Below are 882 nucleotides of genomic sequence, written 5' to 3'. Positions count from 1 at the left end.
CACGCCGGCCGCGCGAAACAGGTCAAGTCCATCAGCCCACGCCTCGGTGCTCATGCCGTCGCCTCGCTGACGACGCGCGAAGAACCCCACCGGATCGCGGGCTGCACCGCCGATGCCCGAGCAGCGCGGACCTGCCGCATCCTGCACTCGTGCTCGATGTCCCGGCGCATCTCCTCCTCGGTGGGGAATATGCAGGGAGCGCCGTGGTCCTCCTTGCAACGACCGGTGTCGCCGTAGATCGTGCAGCGCCCGACCGCGAGGTCGAGGTCGGAGATCGTGTCATGCAGGCGCGTCAGGGCTCCGATGGTCTCGCGCAACAGGTGCAGGGTGCCGGTTCCCCGGACGTTCGCGTGCACAGTGTCGTAGTCGCCATCCACGCCGAGGGTGATCAGGACCTGCCCAGCATGGTCGGTCCAGGTGGCGTAGTGCTCCAGTTCGTCGCGGTCGGCCCTCCAGACCGCGGTCCTCTGGTCGCCAGTGCCCTCAACCTGAAAGTCGTCAATCTGCATGCTCATCGGCTGGCCTCAACGCGCTGAGCCACCTGATCGAGGAGTGGTGTCATCTCGTCCTCGGACGGAGCGAGCGCAAAGAACGCTCCCACCACCGCGGCGAAGAGGGCGGCCAGGAGCAAGGCGGTGATCGTGCTCATGCTGCGACCTCGCAGAACGAGCAGGACCACTCCGACAGGTGGCAGGTGTCGGCGTCGTGGTCGGTCAGCGACTGCGCCACTGCGTGGGCGATCGCTTCGTGGATGTTGGTCATCGAGGTTCCTCTCACCAGTGGTGGAGGAGCGGGATCAGATGGACACGTGGTGGACACGAGAGCCAAATGCGAAACCGCCCCTGACTTGCGTTTCCGCAGGTCAGAGGCGGTTTCGTCTCT

2 protein-coding genes are annotated in these 882 nt (G+C 65.9%); both read right to left on the bottom strand.

From position 1 onward, the window contains the following. Window positions 1-50 precede the first annotated feature (50 nt). Window positions 51-515: a hypothetical protein gene (locus ACOADB_RS08645; protein WP_378597552.1), complete on the bottom strand. Its 465-nt coding sequence runs from the start codon at window positions 513-515 to the stop codon at window positions 51-53. Continuing rightward, window positions 512-649 (bottom strand): hypothetical protein, encoded by a 138-nt coding sequence (locus tag ACOADB_RS08640; RefSeq protein WP_378597551.1) that lies wholly within the window; start codon window positions 647-649, stop codon window positions 512-514. Before ACOADB_RS08640 ends, ACOADB_RS08645 begins: the two co-directional genes overlap by 4 nt. Window positions 650-882: the final 233 nt, after the last annotated feature.

The sequence above is a fragment of the Nocardioides sp. CPCC 206348 genome, from assembly GCF_048654705.1.
In the GTDB taxonomy this organism is placed as follows: Bacteria; Actinomycetota; Actinomycetes; order Propionibacteriales; family Nocardioidaceae; genus Nocardioides.
Note: the sequence above shows the minus strand (reverse complement) of the source record. Positions and strands in the feature narration are given on the sequence as shown.

Bases quoted from the DNA above. Each gene is read 5' to 3' on its own strand.
- ACOADB_RS08645 (WP_378597552.1), bottom strand. From the start codon at position 515: ATGAGCATGCAGATTGACGACTTTCAGGTTGAGGGCACTGGCGACCAG.
- ACOADB_RS08640 (WP_378597551.1), bottom strand. From the start codon at position 649: ATGAGCACGATCACCGCCTTGCTCCTGGCCGCCCTCTTCGCCGCGGTG.